This window comes from Acanthopleuribacter pedis (genome assembly GCF_017377855.1).
GTDB classification, from domain to species: Bacteria; Acidobacteriota; Holophagae; order Acanthopleuribacterales; family Acanthopleuribacteraceae; genus Acanthopleuribacter; species Acanthopleuribacter pedis.
Window position 1 is genome coordinate 107,223 of sequence record NZ_JAFREP010000028.1, and the last position, 19,852, is coordinate 127,074.

Genomic DNA, 19,852 nt, shown 5'->3' on the forward strand with positions numbered 1-19,852 from the left:
GTGCACCCAAACCACGCAATGTCACCGAAGGGTTCCATTCAGCAAAAAGGGGTTGAATCGATGCGAATCAACCACCTTCTCACGTGGGATGGATCATCGTAGGCGCCTTTCAGGTAACCAAAAGGCCCAACCCAGGGAAATACCCTAATCGGCACCAAGCGGTTTGGCGAGGACCGGTTCAACACCCCTATCCGCCAAAGGCGACGGATTTTCAAATTGTGCACGTCGTTCCAACGCCGCACGCATAACCCGCGCTTCTTTTTCCTCGTTTTCTTCAGAGAAACGAATCAGCGGGCCGGCAAGTGCCAAAACAACAATCACCATACCCATAATTGAAAACGCCTCGGAATAAGACAAAGACTCGCTTCGCAACAGGAAACCGGCGAGGACCGCGCCGGCATTACCGCCCGCGCCAACCAGGCCGGCAACCAAGCCAAGCGACTTGCGGTTGATAAAGGGAACCACGGAAAAGGTAGCCCCTTCCGCCATTTGCACGAACAAGCTAAACACCAGCATGGTCATCACCGCCAACGGAAGCAGGTCCATTCGCGAAAAAACCATGAGAATCAGGCCTTCGATCATCAGGACAATCCATAAAAACCTGACGCGCCCTTTTAAACCATAGTGAATCCCTGCTTTGTCGGCCAGAAAGCCGCCAAGACTGCGGGCAAAAATATTCATCAGCCCGAAGAGACCCGCGATCATCCCGGCATGAACCAAACTCAACGAAAACCGGTCGGCGTAATAAAGCGCGGCCACATTGTTGATGGTGAGTTCAATACCGAAACAGGCCCCGTAAAACAAAAACAACAACCAAACGCGGTAATCCCGACCTACTTCCATCAAGTCATGCCAAGAAAATTTTGGTTTTTCCTCATCGGAAAGGTCGAGTTCGTCGACATTCCCCTCTGGATAATCTTTGGTGAAAAAGAAATAGGCCACCGCACAAACCAATAAGGCAACCCCGGGAACGATCATACTGAGCCGCCACGCCATAAACGAGGTAAAACCCGCGTCGATAAACATTTCGTAAATACGCGGCATCACCATCAAGGTCACGCCGCCGCCGAGATTGCCCCAGCCCGCGGTCGTTGCATTGGCTGTACCAACCACATTCGGCGCGAACATCACGCTGGTGTGGTACTGGGTGATGACGAAGCCTGCACCGATGGCCCCAATCAGAAGACGAAAAACCAGAAAGGTTTCGTAATCTTGCGAGAGTCCAATACCCATGACCAACAATGCGCCAACCGACAACAGGCCTACGTACACGCGACGGGGACCGAATCGATCACAAACCCATCCCAGAGCCACACGAACAAACACGGTCATGGCCACGGAAGCAATAATGATGTTTCCGATTTGGGATTTACTAAGACTGAATTCATCGCGAATGACGACCATCAAGGGCGCAATCCCGAACCACCCAAAAAAACACATAAAAAAGGACAACCAGGTCAGATGAAAGGTACGCATCGGAACGGTTTTCAGGTCTAAGAAATCAATTTTGACAGCTTTTTTGCTTACATCCATTTCGGTTTCTCCCATTTCAAGCATGAATTTGATCTAAGTGGGTTCATCCTGGTCGTGGGACGGTTATCAGAAGAACAACATCTATGCCATCGCGCGGCATTTCTTCAGAAGACCTCAGCATTCATCAAACTAAACACATCTATAAACAGGACTTACACCACCCAATCAAACATAGCCTCGGGCCGAAAACAGAATCTCAAGCCGGGAAGGTACGGTAGATTTCCTCCCAGACCCGGCCGCGATCCTACACATAGGTGGTTTTGGTTCATAAGTAGGCACGGTGCGGCATGACGTATACAAATCACCAAAACACAAATCCTTAAACACAACAAAACAAACAATTTACAAACTTATATGCAAATATATCTACATATATGTAGGCATTTATTCTTTTTCCTACATCCTGGTAGGAAAAAGAATCAAACGGCCCAAGCCAACCGCCGACCGTCGAACCAAACTACATGTTAAACAGTTCATTTTATTCAACTTATGTAAACCGAAAAACAACTTGGCACCCGCCCTGCAAAAGGTTCGGCGTCCTAACAGCGTTAATCTAGCGGGTGAGGATCATGGCAAAAAAAGAAAAACTCGTCCTAATAGGGAACGGCCCGGCGAATATAAAAGCGCTGGAGCACTTGCTGGCGCTTGCACCTGACCGTTATGACATTCGCATTTTTGGCGCGGAACAGCACGCCCCCTACGACCGTGTTCAACTGTCGGCGGTTTTGGCCGCGGAAAAAACCAAGGAAGCGATCAGGCTTCAAGAGCCGGCTTGGTTTGATCAGCATAAAATCACCATGCACCTTGGTACCCGAATCGCGGATGTCGACCGTGTGCGCCGATTGGTTTTCGACGAAAATCAAAGGTCCTATGCGTATGATCGATTGCTTTTAGGCTGCGGCTCAAACCCCATCATGCTTGATTTACCGGGAAAGGACCTCGGAGGCGTCTTGCCTTTCCGAACACTAACCGACATCGAGCGCATGCTGGCTTCCCCGGTTGCAGGCCGGAAGGCGGTTGTCATCGGCGGCGGTTTGCTCGGCTTGGAGGCCGCCCACGGGCTGGAAATTCAGGGGTTTGACGTTACCCTGGTGCATTTATGTGAAACCTTGATGGAAATGCAATTGGACCCGGTTGCCGGAGCGATGTTGCGCGGCGCAATGGAATCCAGAAAGATCAAGGTACTTACGCAAGCATCAACCACGGAAGTGCTGCATGACGGGCAAGGCCGCGTCGCCGGGATTCGCCTTAAAGACGGCCGTCAGGTTCCAGCCGACCTGGTGGTCATGTCGGTCGGGATTCGCCCCAATATCGAGCTCGCTCAAAAAATCGGCCTGGCCTGCAAGCGCGGGATCCTTGTCGATGATTACATGGGCACCTCGGATCCCCACATTGACGCCCTGGGCGAGTGCGCCGAACATCGCGGAAAAACCTTTGGCTTGGTTGCCCCCCTGTTCGAAATGGGAAAGGTATGGGCAGGCGCGATAACCCAACATCCCGACGCCAAACCGTTCGAAGGCACCACAACCGCGACCCGTCTGAAAGTTTCCGGGATTGATCTGTTTTCCATGGGACGCTTCAACGGCGGGCCGGAATGCGAGGAGTTGGTGCTGCGCGACAGCTCGCTCGGCATTTACAAGAAACTGGTTCTCAAGAAAAACACCATCGTGGGTGGAATCCTTTACGGCGATGTTTTCGACGCGGCTTGGTACCGGCAACTGATGTTGGAAAAACGCGATATCGGTCCCATCCGTGACGCTTTGCTGTTCGGCCCTTCGTTTGCGCAGGAAGGCGCGGACACGGTTAACCCCATGGCGGCGATGCCGGCGGAAATGGAAGTGTGCGGTTGTAACGGGGTTTGCAAAGGAAGCATTGAAAAAACCATCCTCGAGAAAGGCCTCACCTCTCTCGACGAGGTCCGTGCGCACACCAAAGCTTCGGCCTCATGTGGCAGCTGCACACCCCAGGTCAGCCAAATTCTGGAATGGGTTCTGGGCGAGGATGCCGCGACGAAGGCGCCGGCCGTCGAAACTTTATGCGGCTGCACCAGCCTAAGTCAGGACGCGATCAGACAACGATTGACCGAGCTGGAACCGATGGGCATGAGCGAAGCCATGGCGGCCCTGGGCTGGAACACCTTGGACGGCTGTAAAAAATGCCGCCCCGCCCTTAATTACTTCTTGCTGTGCGCCTTTCCCGACGCCTACCGCGACGATATTCGCTCGCGTTTTGTCAACGAACGCGTCCATGCCAACATCCAAAAAGACGGTACTTTTTCCGTCGTCCCCAGGATCTTCGGTGGGATGACCAACCCCGACCAACTTCGCGCCATTGCCGACGTCGCCGATAAATTTTCCATCCCCACGGTCAAAATTACCGGCGGTCAGCGGATCGATCTCCTCGGCGTGGCCAAACAGGACCTACCCGCGGTTTGGGCCGACCTCAACGCGGCCGGTATGGTTTCGGGTCACGCCTATGGCAAAGCGGTTCGGACGGTAAAAACCTGTGTCGGGTCCGAGTGGTGCCGTTTCGGCGTCCAAGACTCAACGGGGATGGGCGTCGCCTTGGAACACCAAACCTGGGGCTCCTGGACACCCCACAAGGTCAAACTCGCCGTATCCGGCTGCCCGCGCAATTGTGCCGAGGCCACCATCAAGGATATCGGGGTGGTCGCGGTGGATTCCGGTTGGGAAATTTACGTGGGCGGAAACGGCGGCATGAAGGTCCGCGTGGCCGATTTCCTGGTAAAGGCGGCTACCCCTGAAGCGGTGATGGAAACCTGCTGCGCTTTTCTCCAACTGTATCGTGAAGAAGCGCGTTATTTGGAACGAACCGCGCCTTGGATTGAGCGGGTCGGCATGCCTTATGTAACCGAACGGATTGTTTCCGACGCCGCCGGTCGCGCCGCGTTATTTCAGCGATTCCGCGAAACACTGGACCAAACCGACCCATGGTCCAAGCAGGGCGTTACCGCCGAGGCACCCGGTGAATTTCGTCCGGTAGAGGCCACGCCCTATCCTATGAATGTTTAGAAAAACGGCTGTGAGGTTCACAATGGTATATTGGTTTTCCTTAGGTAGTTTGGACCATTTTCCCAGGCAAGGCGCCCGTGTTTTAAGCCTTCCTGAAGTAAAAGTCGCTGTCTTTCGAACCCACGATGACGGTTTGTTCGCCCTCGAAGATCGGTGCCCCCACCGAGGCGGCCCCCTTTCCGAGGGTATGATTCACGGGATGCGGGTTCATTGCCCGCTCCACGGGCAGGCGGTGGCCTTGGATACCGGCACCATGGTTTACCCTGACGAGGGTTGTGTCCGAACGTTTCCGGTCAAGGTGGTCGACGGGAATGTGTTGATTGAATTACCCACGGCCCCGGTTTCTTCGCAAGCAACAACAGCGGTGAGCGCGGTATGACCGGGCATCGCCGCACCACATGCGCCTATTGCGGCGTCGGTTGCGGGTTAATCGTGGAACAGCGGGAAAACGGCCGTGTTCAAGTCGCGGCCGACCCCGACCATCCGGCCAACTTTGGGCGGATCTGCCTAAAAGGCGCCTCACTGGGGGAAAGCTTGAGCACGGCGCGCCGCGCCACCGTCCCCCGAGTGTTCGGCGAATCCGTGAGCTGGGACCACGCCGCGGCGACCGTCGCGGATCGATTCCGTGCAACCATTAAAAACCACGGCCCCGAATCAGTGGCATTTTACGTTTCAGGCCAGTTGCTCACCGAGGATTATTACGTCGCCAACAAATTGATGAAGGGTTTTATCGGCGCCGCCAACATCGACACCAACTCGCGCTTGTGTATGTCCTCCAGCGTCTCGGCCATGAGCCGCGCATTCGGCTCGGATACGGTGCCCGGCTGTTATGAGGACCTGGAGGCCGCGGATCTGATTGTCTTGGTCGGATCCAACGCGGCCTGGTGTCATCCTGTTTTGTTCCAACGTTTTTACGATCCTCACCGAGCGAACAACCCAAACATGGTCGTGATCGACCCGCGGCGAACAGAAACCGCCACGAAGGCCGATCTCCACCTGTCGCTTCGCCCGGGAAGCGACGCGGCCCTTTTCAACGGTCTGCTTCACCACCTGCGCAAATCCGACAAATTGGATTTCCAATTCTTGGAAGAACATACACGCGGCTTTAGCGCGACCCTGACAGCGGCGCAACCTTTTTCCATCCCCCACACAGCGTCCGAATGCGGCGTACCGGAAAAAGATATCGCGCGGTTCTTTAACCTTTTCGCGCGAACCCCCAAGGTGGTAACCCTTTTCTCCCAGGGCGTGAACCAATCGAGCAGCGGCACCGACAAAGTAAACGCGGTTCTCAATTGCCACCTTGCCACGGGCCGAATCGGCAAGCCGGGCATGGGTCCCTTCTCCCTGACCGGCCAGGGCAATGCCATGGGCGGGCGGGAGGTCGGCGGGCTGTCCACCGTTTTGGCGGCCCATATGAGCTTTACCCCGGAAGATTGTGATCGGGTCGAACGCTTCTGGCATGCACCTTCCCTCGCCCGGAAACCTGGACTAAAAGCGGTGGAACTGTTTGAAGCGATTCATCGCGGGGAGGTGCGCGCCCTCTGGGTGATGTGTACCAACCCGGCGGTCAGTTTACCGAACAGTGAGCGGGTTCACGAAGCCTTGCAGCGAATCCCGTTCCTGGTTGTTTCCGAGTGTGAAGCGGAAACCGAAACCACCCGTTTTGCGGATGTCCACCTGCCGGCGCAAACGTGGGGCGAAAAAAACGGAACCGTCACCAACTCGGAGCGGCGCATTTCCCGTCGGCGCGCCTTTCTAGAGCCGCCCGGCGAGGCGCGACCGGACTGGTGGATCATTAGCAGGGTCGCCTGTGAAATGGGTTTTATGCAAGCCTTCAGTTACACGGGCCCCGCCGACATTTTTCGCGAGCACGCGGCGCTATCGGGGTTTGAGAACACCACCCGCGATTTTGATATCTCGGCTCTCGCGGAACTAAGTAACCGCGAATACGAGGACCTGGCCCCGATCCAGTGGCCGGTGAACGCGCGCTACCCACGCGGCCGCGCGCGGTTGTTTGAAACGGGCCGTTTTTTCCACAACGATACCCGCGCCCGCATGATTCCTATCCAACCACGCCCCCCGAAAAACCCGGTATGCGATACTTTTCCGTTCGCCTTAAACACCGGACGGGTGCGCGACCAATGGCACAGTATGAGCCGGACGGGAAAGGTCCCTCGTTTATTTGGACATACGCCTGAACCGATGCTGGCCATTCACCCCGAGGATGCCGCGGCAAACGGCTTGGATCAAAACCCTTCGGGTTTGGTCATGGTACGCAGCAAGTGGGGCGGCCTGGTGGCCCGAATCGCCCCGACTCGTGACCAACCGCGAGGAACCCTGTTTCTTCCCTTCCACTGGAACGGCCGCTTTGCTCAGGCGGCCCGCGCAAACAGGCTGGTCAATCCCGCGACCGATCCTTTATCGGGCCAACCCGAGCTAAAACACACCCCCGTTGCGGTCACCGTTTTGGTGCCGCGATGGTTTGGTTTCTTGCTGACCCAGGAGCAGGAAGTTCCACCAATCAACGACCTGTGTTACCAGGTCAGTGTTCCGCGCCAAGGTTTTTGGCGCCATGAGTTGGCGGGAACCCGGCCGATTCAGGATTACGCGCGTTGGCTTGAAAAGCATTGGGGTTTACGGCCCCGCGAGGAAAATTGGCTCGAGTATGCGGTAGGTGGCGGCGGTTCCTATCGTGCGGCGCAAATCGTAGAAGGCAGGCTGAACACCTGCTTCTATCTGACGGAAAAAGCGGTTTTACCGGATCGCACCTGGCTCGAAACGGTTTTTGCCAAAAAACAACTTGAGGCTCGTGAACGCCGTTCACTCTTGGCCGGCAGTTTGATCTAAGTGGGTCGGGAAGGCCGGGGTTCGGTCCATGACCGGAACCCGTGTCTTCCCACTCCCCTTCAGCCTCTTTTTTTCGTCGATCAAACAATACAAACAGTCATCGTTGGTGGGACTGCCGAGCACCCCTTATCGTCTGACGGCCCAATCTGGTCACGAAAGGGATCGCAGGTCCCTTTAGCTTAAATTGAGCGATTCTGGCGGCGCACTTGCCCAATCTGTTGGGCTGCAAGGTGCCGTAAATTAGTCTTCTGTATGGTTTAGCCCGGATGGGTCGTGGCTACGCGGGTCTAACTCCAGGATCGCCGGCGACGTTTTGGGCATGGAAACGAAGGATTCATGGGTCGCCGCGGGAATCGCACGCCCTTGAAGAAGTTGTTTGTACGCGAATAACGCAAGCGCCACATTAATGGAGCCAATGAAAACAAACAACCCGGAACCACCGAGAAGCGTCATCATAAACGAGGCACAGGTTGGACCGACAATGGCACCAATCGCATGAAACCCCAACAGGCCGGCGCTTGCTTTGACTGCCTGGTGCGGCTCTAGAAAGTCGTTGGCAAGGGCTATGTAGAGAGAGTAAAGCGTATAACCAAACCCACCAAAGAGGAACGCCACCAACATCAGAAAGGGTGTGATCCCAATGATCTGGTTGCCAATGAAGAGGACGAAACACAGGCAAATGAAACTGGATCCAAAGAGGACGACGGTGATGGTGAAGCGACGATCCACTAGGTCGGAACAATAACCAATCGGCCATTGAAACAAAAGACCGCCAAAAAAAGAAATACTCAGAATGGTTGCGACATGATCAGCGGGTAAGCCGACGGTGGTGTAATAAACCGAACTCAACCCCCAAAAGGAACCCATGGTTAATCCATTGCAGAGGCAGCCAATGGTGGCCAAGGGTGAAATTTGGTAGAGCCGACCGAGGCCAAAGGCTTCCGACTGAGCAAGCCGCGGTTCTTTGGATTGGCTAAGCGTCAACGGCACCAACGAAATGGAAATCAGAATAGACACACCCGCGAAGAGTTCAAAAGAAGCGGGATCGGCAGCAAACAAAAGCATTTGGCCGCAGGCGAGGCCGAGAAAGTTCAGCACCATGTACAGCGAGAGAACTTGGCCGCGGTTTTTTGGGTCGGCGTGGGCATTGATCCATCCCTCGATGACAATGAACAGCGTTGCCAAACTGACACCGTAAACGACCCGGGAAAGCACCCAGGTCACCTCATTGATAAAAAGGACGTTGAGGAGGGTCACGGAAGAAGCGGCGGAAGCGAACGCGGCAAAGACGCGAATTTTGCCGACGGCTTGAATGAGCTTAACGGCAATGCGTGTGCCAATCAGCAGTCCGAAAAAATAGCCGGAGGTAATCAGGCCCATGACCCAACTGGGAAAACCCTCCAAGGTCGCGCGAATACCCAGAACGGTATTTCCCAAACCGTGCCCGATCATGAGCACGGTAAAACTTAAAAGCAATGCGGTCAGCGAGAGTAGCGTGGTACCCATAAACGACACACCATTTCCTAGGAATGATTGTTGCCATAAAGCGAACCTGCCGACGAAGGATGCAATCACCCGTCCCCGACCTGGCCATTATGCGCGGTTTTACGGCGTGTGCAACCACCGAAACGAAAAACGCTAGTAAACCTTCCTCAAAGGGGTTCGTGGCCGACATGAGCGATTCGGGTAGGTGAATTCTCATGGGTATTGCCGCGCGACGGGCTATTGCGTGAGCAGAAAGGAGTCAGGGCCGTGCGCGAAACTTAACCAGCACAGCCCGCGCAATGGACCCCGCCCCAACACGTTCAGTTTTGGTCAAATGGTGAGGCGTGAAACGCCCATCGGGGCGAAGGTTTCATCACCATGCGTCTCCCCGTCGGCCGTGGTTTTTCCCAACGGGTCGCCCTCACCCATGGCAAGTCAGGGGCTGCCAGGCGAGATTAATAGGAGATTTGGCCGATTTCCGCGTCGCCCTCATAGACCACGTCGGTGCGCATCGCGTATTTGTAGCCGGAACGTACGGGACGCCCCTCGTGGGTGACCATGTGCTGAAAAATGGCGACCCGCCCCGGCTTGGGTTCGACGGTTTTTAGGAATTGCTCCGTTTCGGTGAGCTGTTCCTCGAAGTGGGTTTCGCCACCGGTAAAGTCGTCATTGAAATACACCAAAACGGTTAAGAGGGTTATTTGGCGGGGATTGGGCCGGAACCAGTGATCGACATGGGGTGCAAAACCCTGACCGGGGGCGTAACGGTAATAACGCAACCGTTCGTTAAGGCCAACGAGGGACAAAGGCCCCATTTGCTTGGGGATCCGTGAACGCAAACGCTGGAACAGGTCCTCGGCGGCCGCGGGATCATCCCGCATAACGCGATCCTGATTGCGGTAATTCGGGTTTTTGCCGGCCGGCTTCAGCTCGCTTGCGTTAATGTCCGCGATGATCCGTGCACATTCGGCCGGCGAATAAACGTCGTCCAAGGTCCAGAGCAAAGGAAAGGCGTCAAAACGCATCGGGATGGGGATCATCACACACCTCTTTGAGAAGCGGAATACCAATTTCACGCTCAATGAAACATAACAGACGGCGCGCCGTCGGGAAATCAAGGATTCTCCCCTTTCACAGGTTTCAAGCCTGCTTGGTTGGGAAAGCCGGGGCCGGCTCGGCTATAATGCAAGCGGTTCAATCCTTGTACCCTAGGAGCCTCTGCCATGAGCTGGAAAATTTCGTTAATGGTCCTTTTAACCGGGACCCTGATCCCCATTCAAGCCGGGGTAAACGGCGCGCTCGCCCGCAAAACCGGCAGCCCCATGTTCGCCGCAACGGTGTCCTTCCTCATCGGCACGGTGTTCCTGCTGGCCATCATCCCCATGGTAAGCGGCGCCATTCCCAAAATGGCCGATGTCCGCGAAACACCCTGGTGGGTGTGGAGCGGTGGGTTGGTCGGCGCGGCCTATGTCGTTCTGGTCATCATGGCGGTTCAAAAGGTGGGCGCCTCCACCTTGATTGTGTTTGTCGTCGCGGGCCAAATGATCGCCTCGCTGATCATTGACCATTACGGGTTAATTGGCTTTCCCCAGGTTGAGATCACGGTGAAACGCATGGCGGGCGCCTTATTGCTGATTGGCGGCGTGCTGATGATTCGCAGCAGTTAACCCAAACAATCCAGGCCACGGTTGCCCCTACCCCGCCCCCATCACGCCCATCCCACCGATTCGTTTACACCACGGGAGGTTTCGTTTGCCCATACCCCAAGTCAAGGTTCCACCCCTAAACACCTTCTCCCTGTTCCAAGCAGGCGGAACGGCCCTACAGCAAGTTCCCGGTCTCAAACGTGCCGCGGCAAAAGGGTTTGTCATCAACTTGCTGATCTATTTTGTCTTGGTCACGGTCGCGAGCCTGGCTTTTTACCGGCTGGTCCACTTGCCCTTGGCGCAATGGGTCACGGGGCTGGAATCCGATTGGCTCCAGCTACCGCTGCACATCGGCTTATGGGTTTTGCAAATCACGGCGTTTTTTGTGGCGGCACTGCTGTCCATTCGCATCTCCCTCAAATTCATGGGCGTCTGGTACGCCGATCTGGCGGCGCTGGTGGTGGGTTTTCACCGCGGCACCATCAAACTGCCCTCGTTCTTGGAAGAACTCCCCCACACGCTGCGTGAAGTGGGCCGTGAAATCCTGATTTCGATGGGGTTGATCCTGATCGGCTTCGTGCCCGTCCTGGGCCCGCTGACGGTCTTTAGCATCGGCGCTTGGTTACAAGGCCGCTCAATCACCCAACCCTACACGGACGTCATCCGCGGCGCCAAGCTCGGTCTCCACCAGGAAACCCAGGCGCAAAAATTGTTCCTGGGCAGCGGTCAAATGCTGCTGGCGATCATTCCACTAATCGGCTGGATGCTCCTGCCGGTGGTCAACCTATTTCAAGTACTGGGTTATGCTTGGATCAAAGAACTCAGCGAACAGGTCGCGGCGGCACGGGATGAACAACCGGAAGCGCCAACCCCCCAACCGCCACCACCGCCCCAACCTGAAGAAACGACAACCGACGCCGCCGCAACTAGCGGCCCATAACCCGCTGCAAGGATTTGTACAGCGGCCGCAAGCGGTCGTACATTTTGAGGTACACCTCGCGGTACAGCGCGTCATAACGCTGTCGATCCGCTTCAACCGGTTCAAAAACCCGACCCAAATGGGTCATCTCGCGCACGGCGGTGGGAAAATCCGCGTGCAGCCCCAACCCGACGGCGGCGATCATGGCGGCGCCGAGCCCGCTGGTTTCGTAGGTGTGCGGTCGCGCGGTGGGCAAACCAAATACATCGGCGGTGATTTGCAGGGCGGTATCACTTTGAGAACCGCCCCCGGATACCCGAATCGCGGTAATCGGTTGGCGCGAACGCCGCGCCACGCGTTCCTTCCCTTCCCGTAAGGCGTAGGCCAACCCCTCCAAAATGGCGCGGTAGAGATGGCCGCGGGTGTGGGATTCGGTAAAACCAACCACGCCGCCCTTGGCCTCCGGCCCCGGTAGCTTGATACCGGGCGTCCAGTAGGGTTGCAACATCAGGCCCTCGCTGCCGGCGGGAATGTCTTTAATGAGCGCCTCCAGCAATTGCTCGGGCGGAATGCCCATGTGACCGGCTTCCACCATTTCCTTGTGGCCGAACTCCTGTTTGAACCATTCCACCATCCAGTAACCGCGAAAAATTTGAATTTCAGGACTGTAACAGCCGGGAACCCCGGCCGGGTACGGCGGGATAAAGGGAATCGGTTCAACATAGGCCGCGTTGGTGGTGTTGATGGTGGCGGTGGTCCCGTAACTGAGGCAACCAATTTCCGGCGTTAAACTGCCGGCGCCCAACACCTCGCAAGCCTTGTCCGCGGCGGCGGCGATGACCGGAAGGCCGGCCGGAATGCCCGTTTCTTCAGCGGCGGCGGCGGTAATTTCGCCCATGACCGTGCCCGGTGTGACCAATTCGTTCAGTTGTTCGGGGGCGATGCCGAGCGCCTGCCATTTCCAATCGCGTGCCCCCGCCCATCTCAGCTTCTTGTAATCAAACGGAATATAACCTACCTGACTGCCGATGGAATCTACATGACGTCCGGTCAGTCGGTAATTGAGAAACCCGGACAACAACACGAATTTATCGGTTTTGCGCCAAACATCGGGTTGATGCCGGATCAGCCAGTTGGATTCCGCATTGGCCTGCAAATAGGCGATGGTGTGGCGCAACCCGGCCAACCGGAACAACCAACCCCAGGCACCGCCAATCGGCGGCTGTCCCCGCGTCACCCGTTGGTCTAACCACAAGATAGCGGGACGCAGGGGGTTACCAGCCGCATCCAGGTTCACCACGGTCCCCCGTTGGGTGGTCACCGAAACACCGGCAAGCGCGTCCTTGCGAACCCCCGGCTCACGCCAGAGTTTTTGACAGGCGGTCACCAGCGCCGACCAGTACACGGCGACATCCTGCTCGGCCCAGCCGGCCTCCGGCGATTCATAAGGTTTGAAGGGCACGCGAACCTTGGCAATCAGCTGCCCGCGCAAGTCAAAAATCAGCGCACGCAGGGACTGGGTTCCGTTGTCGATGGCGAGAAGCTGTTCACCGCGATGCATGAAAGGACACTTCCTGTTCGGTCACGGACGCCTTGGCTTTGGCCGCGGTCGGCTCAGTGGCACGCAAAGCATCGGGAATGCTGTAGTACTTGGTCCAAATGTCCCGGTAACGCCGCCATTCATCCCGCCAACGCGCCTCGGACCAGCCAAGCTCAGCCTGGCAAATGGCGGCGAACCGGGCCTCATGGGCGGCACCGCCTTGCTCCAAAAGCAATCCCAAGCGGGTGCGACGCAGCAACAGGTCGTCCAGATGGACAACTTGCTCGTCACGCGCGGCCCACCGCAGCTCGGCCCACAGGGTTTCGGTTCCCGAGACCAGATCGAGCTCACCGTCCTCGGCGGCGCGAACCAAGGCCTCGGTGCAAAGGCCGTAACGACCGCCGAGACGGCGGCGCACGGCTTGGCTTAACGGCGGCAATCTGTCCCAAGGCACCTCGGGCGGTACCATCACGGGCGGCGTTTTGTCGATTTGAATCGGTGGTAAATAATGTTTGGCCTTGTGCAAAAGGTCAAACGCCATCTTGCGGAAGGTGGTGAGTTTGCCGCCGGTGATGGTCATCACCCCGTCGTCGTCCCACACGGCGTGGTCACGGGATTCCTTGGAAGGATCAGCCGCGCCGCTGCTAATCACGGGGCGTACGCCGGACCAAGAAGCAACAATATCATCAATGGTTAGATTTAATTTTGGGAAGTTCACTTCAAGAACTTTCATCATGTACCGCACCTCTTCGGCGGTAACGGCGGCCTCGGTATCCAGGTTACCCGAATGATCGACATCGGTGGTGCCGAGAATGGTGGCGCCTTCCCAGGGCAACAAAAACAAGGGTCGCTGATCGTCCGGGTGCAAGATGGTCATGGCTTGGGGCGCCGGCACCCGCCAGGCATGGAAAACCAGATGACTGCCGCGCAGGGGCCGCAGGCGTTTTTCACCGTTGCGCAGGCGGTCGGCCCAGGCGCCGGTTGCGTTGACCACAACCCGCGCTTGCAGGCGACAGACGCGGTCGGTGCGGCGATCCCGCACGGTCACCGCGGTGATCCCGTCAACCCGTGGCTCCGGTTTTTCAGCGCGTACATAATTAAGCGCTCGGCCACCGTCGCGCATCCCCTCAAAAATCAAGCGCAGGACCAATCGGGAATCATCGGTGCGGGCGTCACCGTAGCGCAAACCGCCCTGCAAACCCTCTTCTTTCAAATGGGGCGCGGACAGCAGAAAGTCCTGCTTGTCCAAATGTTGGTGCTGGAGCCGCGAGGCCAACAGGTCGTAAATCAGCAAGCCGGCCTGGAAGGTCCAGCGCCCTGGCTTCTGCCCCTCGTAAAGAGAAATCAAAAAGTTGAGGTGTTCCACCAGGCCGGGACACTCGCGCATCAACCGCTGGCGCTCGACGATGGAATCGCGGGTGAGGAAGACATGCCCGTCCTTCAAATAGCGCAAACCGCCGTGAACCAGCTTGGAGGAACGGCTACTCGTGCCCCAGGAGTAGTCTTTTTGCTCGAGCAGCAAAACGCGCAAGCCGAGGCGCACGGCCTCGCGGAAGATGCCGGCACCGGTAATGCCGCCGCCGACGACAATCATGTCCCAAGGTTGGGTATCGTCGTTTAATTCCTGCCAAAAACCTTCTCGCCATGTTTGGTTAAAGGAATGATTTTCCATAATTGACCTCTCAGCGCCGCATCGACGCGCACCGCACCACGCGGGGATTGTTAATGGATCAGACCAGTTTCCCAGGGTTCATCATGCCCTTGGGATCAAAGAAAGCGCAGTTTTGTTTGATCAGGTCGATACCGAGTGGTGTTTTTTCGTGAACCAAATAAGGTTGGTGATCTTCGCCAACCCCATGTTGGTGACTGATGGTGCCGCGGTACTTGACGATTTGCTCGGAGGCGGCTTCCTTCAAACGGCGCCAGCGCGCCATGGCGGCCTCGCCGTTAGCGGGCAAACGGAACAAATAGGTGGTGTAAATGCTACAGCCGCTGCTGTAGAAATGGCTGAGATGGGTAAAGACGTGAACGGCCTCATTTTCGACGTTGAGGGCGTTGCGCAAGGCGGCTTCAATCCCGGCCATGGCCTCGCCGACAACGTCCCAATGGACACAGGTCTCCAGGGTGTCGACGCCGTAACCCAAGCGCCACAGTTCGTTGCGCGCGTACGGGGTGCGGAAACGGTTTTTGCGCCAGGCCTCGCCGAGCATGCGGTACATGTGCACGCCGCGGTAGCGGCGACATAGTTCCAGCGCCTTGCGTCGGCCGGCCTTGACGATGGCGCGCGCGCCGGTGAACCCAATAATCAGCATGCACCCTTGGTCGGCCACATTCACCCGTCGCAATTCCAGATATTGCTTCAAGCCATTGATAAGGCGTTCCTTGCCGGCGAGGGCTAGGTTCGTTTGGGTCTCCATGGCGTTGCTCAAGCGCATCATCGACAAGGGGACTCCGGCTTGAGAAACCTCACGCACGGCTTGTTCGGCCAAGGTCCAATCGGGGAAAAACACGGCATGGAAGCGTTCGGCCTCGGGCAACCGCCTGATGCGCACGGTGGCTTCGCTGATCACACCCATGCGCCCCTCGGAGCCCAGGACCATGTGGCGTAGATCGGGGCCGGCGGCGGATGCGGGCAGGGTGTTCATGTCAAAAATACCGGTGGGCGTGTACATACGGCCCCCGGCAAACATGTCCTCGATGCGGCCGTACCCCAGGGATTGTTGCCCGGAGGATCGCGCGGCGACCCAACCGCCGAGGGTGGAATATTCGAAAGACTGCGGATAGTGGCCCAAGGTAAACCCCTCGGCCCGCAAGGCGGCTTCCAGGTCGGGACCGTTTACACCGGCACCGAAGGTCGCGAGGTAATTGCGACGATCCAACTTCTGTAATTGGTTGAGGCGGGTGGTGGCGATCATCAACACCGGCTGATCGCCCTTGGGCGTGGTGAGATGGCCGACCACGCTGGTACCGCCGCCGTAGGGAATCACCCGCGCCTCGGTTTCAGCGGCATAGCGAAGGAGGACGCCCACCTCGCGATCATCGTTGGGAAAGGCCACCCCGTCGGGGAAACGACGCAGGTCGCCATAACGGATTTGGACCCAATCGGGAAAGCTTTGACCCACGGCGTGGCGCAGCCGGGTCAGCGGTTCGCGATCAACAAGCGGGTGGTCGGGCAGACGGGACGCGGGGATTTTGGCGAGCATGCCGGCGAGGTCGACGTCCTCGCGCGGGGTCCCGCTTCCAATCAGTTCTTCCAACATACCTTGGGCCGATCCCGACAAGTGAAAATCCACTTTGTCGTCGCCCCATCCATTCCAGCGTCTCATCTTCTTCTCCATCAAACCCAACCCTTACACAGAGGGCGGGGCTATTGCGTTTCAATCATGTGTTTCCAGTATTGGATGCTTGCCGCCATGACGTTTTCGGCCAAATCAGCCGCGGCTTGACTGTCGCCGTTTCGGGCGAGGTGTTCTAACTCGCCGTAAAAAGCGGCGGAGGCACCGCGCGTTTGGTCGAGGGTAAAGTAGGCGGCGCCCAGTTGCAGGTACAGGCTTTTGAAGCCGTTGAGGATTAAGGGGTAAACAATGTTGTTGCTGAGTACGGCGAGGCGATGATGGGTGTGCCAGTCGTAATCGCAATAAGCCTCGGCATCGTCGCTGAGTTCGGCGCGCGCGGCACAGGCCTGAACCACGCCTTCCCCGTTTAAGCGGACCGCGTCGGCGACGTAGGCCGGGGCCAGGGTGCGGCGAACCTCGAGCAACTGGGTGACAAAATCGGGATTCAGGTCGGCCCCGGAATTGACCATGGCGTTGAGCACATTTAAGCCGCCATGGCGCCAAAAATCATTCACCACGGTGGGTTTTCCCTGCCGGATGGTGATCCAACCATCGCGATCCAAGCGCTGCAAAGCCTCGCGCAGGGTCGGTCGGGTAAGGCCGAGGGCGACGGCGAGTCGGCGTTCGGCGGGAAGGTGATCACCAGGACGGTAGGTACCATCGAGAAAATTGCGAATGAGGGTCTGCTCCGCAACAGCGGCGGGTTTATTGGCGGGACGGGTCATTGTCAAAACCAAGTCTCCTAGCAAGTGGTCTGACCAGTTGCTCGCCTACACAGTTTTGGTCGCTTCACCGGTTTTGTCAAGCGATTTCTCCTTAGGTAGCGCGAACCAAGCCCGCAATTCTCACAGGGAACTCTGCTGCGAAGCATGAAACCCATGCGATTACGAGGGGGCGGCCTTCCGCTTTACTCAGTCGAGCAACACGCGACGTAGCGCTGCTACGCCGAAAGGTCGGCCCCGCTACGTTTGCGCTTGGTCGTCATCTTCGTACTCCCAAGGCTTTCAACTTCTCGCGACGAATCCTCGTGAGAAATGCGGGCTAGCCGGTCGGCTCCCGAACGCGGGAGCGGCTATCCAATCCTTCGGCACGGAAGCCGGAAAAGGCAACCACTCAGATTCGTGATACTTCCGATGGGTGCCTCGGAAACATGCTGGTCGATTTGACGGGTTCTCCTTATAATACGGAAAGTTTCCCTTTTCGTGGCTAAGATCACGGCCTTCCCCGTTTGACGGTTTTTTCACTTGAATCCCCAACAATCTTTTTCCCGCGCCCTTCGCCGCGGGTACCGGTCGGGGTGTGCAAGCGACAAGAATCGGCGCGGGTTGCCACCGCGGATACCCACGAGGGATTCCAGTTAACGGGGTCGCCCAGCAGGGCGCACACCGAACAAGACGATCTCGTTTCCATCATCAACGGGCGTCCAACCCGTGCCGACCACACCCTGTTTCCCAATCAGGTCCTTCGTGAACCACGAACCACCGACGCGACCTCGCAAGCGTCGGGTCGACGGCACGGGCTTCCTTCAATTTAGAATCTCTCCAGGGGGGGCTATGAAGCCACAAAGCGTCGCACACATGTTTTTAGAAGCTTGCGATAAGTTCAATAAATCCAACGCCGCCATGGTGAAAAAGGACGGCGTTTTCCATAATGTCTCCCACGATTTTTGGCGCGCCCGGGTTCTCAACGTGACCAAAGGTTTGGTCACGCTCGGCGTCCAACCCAAGGAACACGTCGCCATTTTGGCCGAGACCTCCTTTAATTGGACCTTGGCCGACCTAGGCACCATCTGCGCGGGCGCGGTGGGTGTCCCGATTTACCCCACGCTCACGGGTGATCAGGCGGCCTGGATCATCAACAATTCGGACGCAATCGGGATTATCGTTTCCAACAAACACCAAGCGGAAAAAGTCCGATCGATCAAAAAACAATGCCCCATGTTGCGCTTCGTCATTTCCATCGAAAAAACGGGCATCGACGGGGTGATGACCTTGGAAGAGTTGGAAGAAAAAGGCCGCACCTCGGAGCTCGACGCCCAAGTGGACCAACGCCTTGCGGCGATTCAACCGGACGATTTGCTGACCTTGGTGTACACAAGTGGAACGACGGGTAACCCCAAGGGCGTCATGCTGTCACACCGCAATTTAATCAGCAACCTCGAAGCGTGCATGCAAATTTCACCTTTTACCAAGGACGACACGCACCTTTCCCACCTGCCGCTGAGCCACGTGCTCGAACGCATGGGTGGCTATTATTTAATGATCCACAACGGCACCACCATTGCCTACGCGGAAAGCATCGACACGCTTTCCGAGGATATGGCCGCGGTACAACCCACGGTTTTGTTCTCGGTACCGCGCCTGTTTGAAAAGATTTACAACAAAGTCATAACCAACGCGCGCCAAAGTGGTTTTGTGAAACACATGATCTTCCGCTGGGCAATGGGAGTAGGTCGCAAAGCGGCACCCTTTTTCGCCAACGACCAACCACTCACGGGGTTTCTCGCCAAACAATGGGCGCTGGCCGACAAGTTGGTTTACGGAAAAATCAAACAACGCACGGGCGGTAAGCTGGAGTACATGATCGCGGGGGGTGCCAAATTGGCCCCGGAAATTTCGATTATGTTTTTGGGTATGGGCATGAACATCGTTGAAGGGTACGGCTTGACGGAAACCTCGCCGGTGCTGACGATCAACCCACCCAAACACAACAAACCGGGATTTGTCGGACCGGCGGTACCGGGTGTTGAGATCCGCATCGCGGAGGACGGTGAAATCCTGGCACGCGGCCCCAACGTGATGTTGGGTTACTACAAAAACGAGGAAGCGACGGCCGCTACCATTAAAGACGGCTGGATCCATACGGGCGATATCGGCTACATGGATGAGGAGGGGTTTGTCCAAGTCACGGATCGCAAAAAAGATTTGATCATTACCTCCGGCGGCAAAAACATTGCCCCCCAACCGCTGGAAAACACGCTCAAGCTGAGTCCGTTCATCGAACAAGCGGTCATCATCGGCAACGATCGCAAGTTCATTAGCGCCTTGATCGTGCCACCCTGGGACACGATTGAAACCTGGGCGCGCAGCTTTGGTTGGTCGACCAACCCGGCGGAGCTGGCCCTCTCCGACGAGTTCAAAACCTTTATCGCGGAACAGATCGCAACCAAGATGAAGGACTTCGCCAAATACGAACAGGTCAAAAAGTTTGAAATCATTCCCGCCGGCTTCACGGTAGAAGGCGGCGAGTTAACCCCTAGCATGAAGGTCAAACGCAAGTTCGTAGCCCAAAAATACGCGGATTACATCGAGAAGATCTACGCCTCATAACCGCCGACAACCGGCAACCCATCAAAAAGGCCCGAGGAAGCAACGCATCCCTCGGGCCTTTTTCGTTTCCAAGGACCGGCCATGACCTCGGGACAAAGGCCCCTGCGAGCAAATTTTCAGAAAGCCGCGGCTTCCCCTGGGCGAAATTTCCTCCTCAAACCAAACTCCGCACAATGGGTTCCCCAC

13 protein-coding genes are annotated in these 19,852 nt (G+C 56.9%); 6 read left to right on the forward strand and 7 right to left on the reverse strand.

Features of this window, described 5'->3' with window-relative positions:
• Positions 1-144: 144 nt before the first annotated feature.
• A complete protein-coding gene (locus tag J3U88_RS25555) occupies positions 145-1,533 on the reverse strand; it encodes an MFS transporter (protein ID WP_207861843.1) in 1,389 nt (462 codons plus the stop codon).
• 569 nt (positions 1,534-2,102) lie between these two features.
• On the opposite strand from J3U88_RS25555, the gene nirB reads away from it, so the two are divergent.
• The 3 genes from nirB to J3U88_RS25570 are packed head-to-tail and all read left to right on the forward strand — an operon-like array spanning position 2,103 to position 7,412.
• Positions 2,103-4,565: a nitrite reductase large subunit NirB gene (gene nirB, locus J3U88_RS25560; RefSeq protein WP_207861844.1), complete on the forward strand. Its 2,463-nt coding sequence runs from the start codon at positions 2,103-2,105 to the stop codon at positions 4,563-4,565.
• Between the two features lie 22 nt (positions 4,566-4,587).
• Complete coding sequence (gene nirD, locus J3U88_RS25565; RefSeq protein WP_207861845.1) at positions 4,588-4,944, forward strand: nitrite reductase small subunit NirD; 357 nt, start codon at positions 4,588-4,590, stop codon at positions 4,942-4,944.
• Positions 4,941-7,412 carry a molybdopterin oxidoreductase family protein gene (locus J3U88_RS25570; RefSeq protein WP_207861846.1) on the forward strand — a complete coding sequence of 824 codons (2,472 nt, stop codon included), beginning with the start codon at positions 4,941-4,943 and terminating at the stop codon, positions 7,410-7,412. Before nirD ends, J3U88_RS25570 begins: the two co-directional genes overlap by 4 nt.
• A 240-nt stretch (positions 7,413-7,652) precedes the next feature.
• Here J3U88_RS25570 and J3U88_RS25575 read toward each other — a convergent pair whose 3' ends face one another.
• Together J3U88_RS25575 and J3U88_RS25580 are read right to left on the reverse strand one after the other, a co-directional pair.
• Entirely contained in the window at positions 7,653-8,918 is a 1,266-nt protein-coding gene (locus J3U88_RS25575; protein WP_207861847.1) for an MFS transporter, read from the reverse strand.
• Positions 8,919-9,352: 434 nt separating this feature from the next.
• Positions 9,353-9,937 (reverse strand): prolyl hydroxylase family protein, encoded by a 585-nt coding sequence (locus J3U88_RS25580; RefSeq protein ID WP_207861848.1) that lies wholly within the window; start codon positions 9,935-9,937, stop codon positions 9,353-9,355.
• Between the two features lie 183 nt (positions 9,938-10,120).
• Between J3U88_RS25580 and J3U88_RS25585 the strand changes: the two genes are divergently transcribed.
• Both J3U88_RS25585 and J3U88_RS25590 read left to right on the forward strand, forming a co-directional pair.
• Positions 10,121-10,564 (forward strand): DMT family transporter, encoded by a 444-nt coding sequence (locus J3U88_RS25585; protein WP_207861849.1) that lies wholly within the window; start codon positions 10,121-10,123, stop codon positions 10,562-10,564.
• Between the two features lie 85 nt (positions 10,565-10,649).
• Complete coding sequence (locus J3U88_RS25590; protein ID WP_207861850.1) at positions 10,650-11,483, forward strand: EI24 domain-containing protein; 834 nt, start codon at positions 10,650-10,652, stop codon at positions 11,481-11,483.
• Here J3U88_RS25590 and J3U88_RS25595 read toward each other — a convergent pair.
• The 4 genes from J3U88_RS25595 to fadR are packed head-to-tail and all read right to left on the reverse strand — an operon-like array spanning position 11,470 to position 17,062.
• Complete coding sequence (locus J3U88_RS25595; RefSeq protein WP_207861851.1) at positions 11,470-13,023, reverse strand: FGGY-family carbohydrate kinase; 1,554 nt, start codon at positions 13,021-13,023, stop codon at positions 11,470-11,472. The genes J3U88_RS25590 and J3U88_RS25595 overlap by 14 nt on opposite strands.
• On the reverse strand, positions 13,010-14,674 hold the full coding sequence (locus tag J3U88_RS25600) for a glycerol-3-phosphate dehydrogenase/oxidase (RefSeq protein ID WP_207861852.1): 1,665 nt from the start codon (positions 14,672-14,674) through the stop codon (positions 13,010-13,012). Before J3U88_RS25600 ends, J3U88_RS25595 begins: the two co-directional genes overlap by 14 nt.
• A gap of 58 nt (positions 14,675-14,732) precedes the next feature.
• Positions 14,733-16,328 carry an FAD-binding oxidoreductase gene (locus tag J3U88_RS25605; protein WP_207861853.1) on the reverse strand — a complete coding sequence of 532 codons (1,596 nt, stop codon included), beginning with the start codon at positions 16,326-16,328 and terminating at the stop codon, positions 14,733-14,735.
• A 41-nt stretch (positions 16,329-16,369) separates the two neighbouring features.
• Positions 16,370-17,062, reverse strand: coding sequence for a fatty acid metabolism transcriptional regulator FadR (gene fadR / locus J3U88_RS25610; RefSeq protein ID WP_243436156.1), 693 nt, complete (start codon positions 17,060-17,062; stop codon positions 16,370-16,372).
• An 828-nt stretch (positions 17,063-17,890) separates the two neighbouring features.
• Between fadR and J3U88_RS25615 the strand changes: the two genes are divergently transcribed.
• Entirely contained in the window at positions 17,891-19,666 is a 1,776-nt protein-coding gene (locus tag J3U88_RS25615) for an AMP-dependent synthetase/ligase (protein WP_207861855.1), read from the forward strand.
• Positions 19,667-19,852: the final 186 nt, after the last annotated feature.